This is a genomic window from Microcystis sp. M109S1 (assembly GCF_020247025.1).
GTDB lineage: Bacteria > Cyanobacteriota > Cyanobacteriia > Cyanobacteriales > Microcystaceae > Microcystis.
On sequence record NZ_JADBRW010000367.1, the window covers coordinates 1 to 5209 of the forward strand.

Genomic DNA, 5209 nt, shown 5'->3' on the forward strand with positions numbered 1-5209 from the left:
GAAAATTGTCTGCTCAATTTTTTGATAATTGACCACTGTTACATTTGGTAAATCGAGGAGTTGCTCAAAATTTATCCACATAACCCACCTCCTGTTCTGTGTTACTATTATACCATGCTCACACAGAACCTAGAAGAGCCTCTATCGGAAGATGCTAGACAAGAACTTGCAAAATCCATATCTTCTCGTGAATCGATTGAAATATAGTTATTAATTAAGTAGGTGGGTGGAATTAAATATAAGATGAACTTAGGTTGGGTTGAAGCATGAAACCCAACTCCCGCATGGGTTACGAAGTGCGCTAACCCATCCTACAAATAATTGTCCATCTCACAACAATTTAAATCATGAAAGGTATTCAGTATATTGTCGATGAAACAGGAGAAAAAACAGCAGTTGTTATCGATCTAAAAGAATGGGGTCAACTGTGGAATGAGTTTTATCAAAATTTACTCGATCGCTCTCCCGTAAACGAAGACTGGATAAATCGATCGCCTTTTCGAGAAAAATTAGATCAAGCTCTGACATGGAATGCTAATCATCGACCGCAGTTATCATATCTAGAATCCCTAGAGAGCAAACTCGAAAATAATGAGTGCTGAAGAAAAGGCTAGAAAACTAAGTAGATTGAGCGATGCAAATTCCATCTAAAGCAATTATTCCAGAGGATAAACTTACTCGTTATCTTCTCGTATTCAGAGACAAAGATGACAAATCAAAATTTTTAGCACAAGCAGGATTTACTCTCGATAATGCGGCCAGTTTGCAAAAAGCGATTATTCAGCTAATTACCGTAGAAGATGCGATCAAAGATGGTAAAAATGAATACGGTATCTTTTATCGAGTTGAAGGAATGCTAGAAGGAGTTAACGGAATCAATTTAGCAGTGGTTACAATATGGATACTGCGATACATTGACGACTGTTTTCAGTTTGTTACTCTCAAGCCCCGAAAGGATAGATAATTATGGATGTTAGATTATACGATCATGTGGTTCTTTGTCTTGATGTTCCCGAAGACAATCTAAAATCGGGAGATGTGGCAGTATTAGTGGATTTAATCCCCCATCCTAGCAATGGCGAAATGGGAGCAATTTTAGAAGTTTTTAACGCTCTCGGTGAGTCAATTTCAGTAGTTACTGTGCCAATTTCGGCGATTAAACCCCTACAAGCAAATGAAATATTTACCGTCCGCTCTTTGGTGAAAGTTGAATAAGTTAAAATCAAAGAGAATATCCCTATCGCTACAATCTCAACTATCGATGAATCTCCTGAAAGATAGTAAAAAAATTCGTTTTGTTGACCTTTTTTGTGGTTTAGGAGGGTTTCGAGTCGCGATTGCACAAGTTTGTCGCCAACAAAACTTAGAATCTGATTGTGTTTTTTCACAGTGCCAATTAGGGTCTGCGGCAAAAAGTTTTTCGTGGGGCTGGGTGTGGGGTGTGGGGTGTAGGGTTTTACCCATTTTCAGGGGGTCAATTACCTAATTTTCAGGGAAAAAGTGCCTTAATTTTCCCCCCGATTCCTCCAATGGCTGGCACTTTTTGATTTCAAAAAAGCCTAAAGATATTATCCAACAAGGTTTTTAGATTTATTCAGTAAACCCCAATTAAACAACACTACAAGGAAGCAAAGGAGCTATGGAAAAATGATTACTGTAGGATTTAAAAAAGGACGATCACTCTTACAGCAAGATTTCTAGTGCCAAAGTGAACCCCAGAACCATATCCTCCCCGCTTAAAATCGCGTGGGCAGGATAATGAGTCACCAAAAAGCTCTAGACTACAATTTTGGCAATAATCGGTCGTAGGATTGGAGCATTCTTTCGTAAGTAAAGCGAGTGGCATTGATAAAACCTTTTTGCCTCAAATCTTCCAGGCGATCGGGAGCGAGAAGATTTTCTGCAATAATAGTAGCGGCGGCCTCGTGTTCGGTGGGATCGAAGTAAACGGCTGCATCATCAGCGATAACAGTCATGGGGAGACGATTGGAGGTAAAGACGGGACAACCACAGGATTGAGCTTCAATAACGGGAACACCGAATCCTTCCTGAAAGGAGGGAAAAATTAAAGCAGTTGCTAGGCAATAAAAGGCGCGGAGATCCTCATCAGAGACGGTTCCTAATTCGATTACTTGTGCGGACAAGTTATTCTGATTAACAAATTCTCGCATATCCGGCAGCAAAGGTTTTCCCATCAGGATCAATCGGCAATTTTCCAGACCGGGGAAAGTGATTAACCTCTTGAATATTTTCAGCAATCCCAATCGATTTTTATACCATTGGTCGCCCCCGACATGAATTAGCCAGGGACAATCACTATTAATGTTAAATTTGGCCACTAGATTTACCGCCGCTGCTCTTGTCATCGGACCGTATCCCTCACTCAAGCAATCCTCGATCACTTCCGTTTGTTCGGGGGTAATTTTGGTTAAACGGAGAACATCGGCACGAGTAGCTTCGGAAGAACAGACAACATATTTAGCCTGTTTGAATCCTCGCAAAATCATCGCCTGATACTGTTTTCCCGTCCAACTGGTAGGATTTTCAGGAATTTCTCCTAGGGCGGAACGAATGGCCAGCAGATCGTGACAGATCACAAAATATTTGCAATCTTTTAGATAGGGAGTTAAATAGGATAACGCCTGATCACAAATGCAGACGATATCGGCCCAATCAAGCTGCTGACGTAACTGCACTGGGAAAATAATTAACTTATCAATATACCCTAACCACTTGCCGAGTCCCTGGGGAGAGGATTTTAGTTGACCGAAAATAGGCTGTGCTTGCACTCGCCGAATTTCGTGTCCTTTTTGTCTGAGTCCTTTCTCCACTAAACCGACAAAACGATTGATACTGATCTGCCGATCATTAACGTAATTTCCTACTATTAAAACTTTCATGATTAGGCTCCAAAAAATCAATTTTTATGGCGGTAAAACTCTCAAACAGTCTCGAGGGAAATTCAGGGGTTAAGAACAATATTAGTCCGGCAAAATTTCCTCGTACCTTTGTCCCGCTCGCTCCCAGGTGTACTCCGATTCCACCATCGCCCGGCCATTATGGGACAGTTGTTCTCGCAGAGAAGGATCATCGAACAACCTAGCGATCGCTGTAACGTACTCAGCAACGCTATTGGCGCGCAATGCCCTAGGGGGAATTCCCGCTGCTGCCACCGTTAAACCCTCTAAACCGCGATCGCTGGCTACAATCGGAATCCCAGCGGCCATGGATTCTAGGGTTTTGGTCTTGATTCCCAATCCCACCCGCAGGGGAACCACACCAACGGTTCCTCGGTGTAAATATTCCACTGTCGAGGGAACTGTCCCCGTCACGCTCACACCGGGATACTTGGCAAGTTCGAGAACTTCCGGCGCCGGGTTTGCCCCCACTAGGGTTAAAGTGGTATCGGGATATCGCTGTTGAATGACTGGCAAGACTTCTAAAGCAAAAAAACGGGCGGCATCGATATTATGGGTAGAACTCATGGAACCGACAAAGACCAAATTATGACCGCCGGGATCCCGAGGACGATAGGGAAACATGGCTAAATCCACGCCATTAGGCACGATAGCCACCTTTGCTTCTGGTAGAATTTGTAATAATTGTTCGCGATCGTAATCGGTAGTAGCCACTAATTGCGAAAACTTGGCACAGTAACGTTTTTCGTACTGATAGAGTAAGGGCAGATAGAGAAAATCCCGCAGCGGATAGGCGGAGGCTCCTCTATCTAAATGATTGCGTGTCCAACCGTACACGGAACTGTGAATATCTACTACTGTTTTGACTCGCTGACGGTATTCCGGCCGGACAAAAATCTCGCTGATACTCTGAGCGCAGAGAATCACATCACATTTTTGCTGCTCGACGTATTCATCTACTCGCTCTTGAATGAGCGGCGAACGATAACTAAGAACACTAGCAGGGGTCATCTGTACTATTCCCTCCAGAAAGCGCCCTGTTTGACCGATTAGTTTTGTCAGTCCCTTGCCTGGAGCGGGAATTTGCCGGGGCGGAAATAAGACAAGATCATCGGTAAAGGTTTTGAGTTCTTCGATCTGAGTTTCCGTGACATTCTCCACCCGACGGGCGAACAGGGTGACATCATGGTTTTGATGAAGACATTTGATCAGGTTAAAAGTTCTCCCCTCGGTTGCCCCGCGACTAGGTGGATAGGGAAAGTTATTGCAAAAAAGGACTAATATTCTCATAATTCTGGTTCGGCAGCGGTTTTTGACAATAATTCTACCGTTTCCTTTAGTTGGCCATACACGGGAATCTCAACTGGGTATTTCTCGATCTCCCCAAGGGTGACTTTTCCTCGCCCTGTTAAGAGCAATACGGGCTGACAACCAGCTTCTAGGGCGCATTCTAGATCACTGGCCGCATCGCCGATAAACAACGAGCCGGCTAAATCGATTCCGTATTGGTGGGCGGCGGCCAGCAGCAGATAGGGGGAGGGTTTGCGGCACAGACAACCTTCGTCGGGATGGTGCGGGCAGATGGCAAGATCGTGAAAATGCACCCCCAATTGTCGGTATTCCTCGATCATGCGCCCGTGAATCGCCGCTAGATCATCCCAAGTGAAATAGCCCCTAGCAAGTCCCGATTGATTGGTAATGATGATCAGCAGATAGCCAGCATCCTGCCACTGTTTTAAGGCAGCCGCTGCCCCAGCGGGAATGCTCACCTGTTCTGGTTTACTCAGGTAGGGGATATAGTCGATAACTACCCCATCTCGATCGAGAAATAAGGCTTTGTTCTTTTTTGCTCTATCTTCGCTTTCGCGGTCAGAATTGCCAGCAGGTGGCGGAGATGGGTATTTGAGGTCGTCGTCATTGACGGAAATTGCGGGGAAAGGATTCATTATGTTGGACTTTTTAGAGTCGGGGACTAGAATTCTCAGTTCTTCTGTCAGGGACGAGAGCTTGAACCGATGGACAGACAAAATTTGCGGTATTGTCGCGATTTGTGCTAGTTTTCTCGGCTAAATTGCTTCTCTTTACTATCTAGATGTCAGAGTATAGCAATCAGGGCATATTATACGCCGTCAGGCCTTTGGACTTTTGATTATAAGCTAAAACGCACTTAAACCACCTAAAATAGAAATAGTAACTTGAGAAAAATTCTACTTATGCCAGCTAAAGATTTCCTAGATTTAGAAGAAAAGAAAAACTTACAAAAAGCTCTTAAAGAAGAAGAAAGAGCAGAA

General features: G+C 43.9%; 6 protein-coding genes and 1 pseudogene. 4 read left to right on the forward strand and 3 right to left on the reverse strand.

Annotated elements, in window-relative coordinates:
- Positions 1–347: 347 nt before the first annotated feature.
- The 4 genes and pseudogenes from IM322_RS18065 to IM322_RS18080 form a co-directional block, all read left to right on the forward strand.
- Positions 348–602 carry a hypothetical protein gene (locus IM322_RS18065; RefSeq protein WP_287713288.1) on the forward strand — a complete coding sequence of 85 codons (255 nt, stop codon included), beginning with the start codon at positions 348–350 and terminating at the stop codon, positions 600–602.
- Between the two features lie 32 nt (positions 603–634).
- On the forward strand, positions 635–964 hold the full coding sequence (locus IM322_RS18070; RefSeq protein ID WP_149976032.1) for a DUF6883 domain-containing protein: 330 nt from the start codon (positions 635–637) through the stop codon (positions 962–964).
- 2 nt (positions 965–966) lie between these two features.
- Positions 967–1215 carry a DUF4926 domain-containing protein gene (locus IM322_RS18075; protein WP_002789664.1) on the forward strand — a complete coding sequence of 83 codons (249 nt, stop codon included), beginning with the start codon at positions 967–969 and terminating at the stop codon, positions 1213–1215.
- Between the two features lie 46 nt (positions 1216–1261).
- Positions 1262–1417: pseudogene (locus IM322_RS18080) on the forward strand (DNA (cytosine-5-)-methyltransferase); the annotation flags it as partial.
- 364 nt (positions 1418–1781) lie between these two features.
- On the opposite strand, the gene IM322_RS18085 reads toward IM322_RS18080, so the two are convergent.
- From IM322_RS18085 to IM322_RS18095, 3 genes are all read right to left on the reverse strand, one after another.
- Complete coding sequence (locus IM322_RS18085) at positions 1782–2900, reverse strand: glycosyltransferase family 4 protein (RefSeq protein ID WP_287675207.1); 1119 nt, start codon at positions 2898–2900, stop codon at positions 1782–1784.
- 81 nt (positions 2901–2981) lie between these two features.
- The gene (locus IM322_RS18090; RefSeq protein WP_287675209.1) at positions 2982–4208 is read right to left on the reverse strand and encodes a glycosyltransferase family 4 protein; all 1227 of its coding nucleotides are present in this window, start codon (positions 4206–4208) and stop codon (positions 2982–2984) included.
- Positions 4205–4864 carry a D-glycero-alpha-D-manno-heptose-1,7-bisphosphate 7-phosphatase gene (locus tag IM322_RS18095; protein ID WP_287675211.1) on the reverse strand — a complete coding sequence of 220 codons (660 nt, stop codon included), beginning with the start codon at positions 4862–4864 and terminating at the stop codon, positions 4205–4207. Before IM322_RS18095 ends, IM322_RS18090 begins: the two co-directional genes overlap by 4 nt.
- Positions 4865–5209 lie beyond the last annotated feature (345 nt).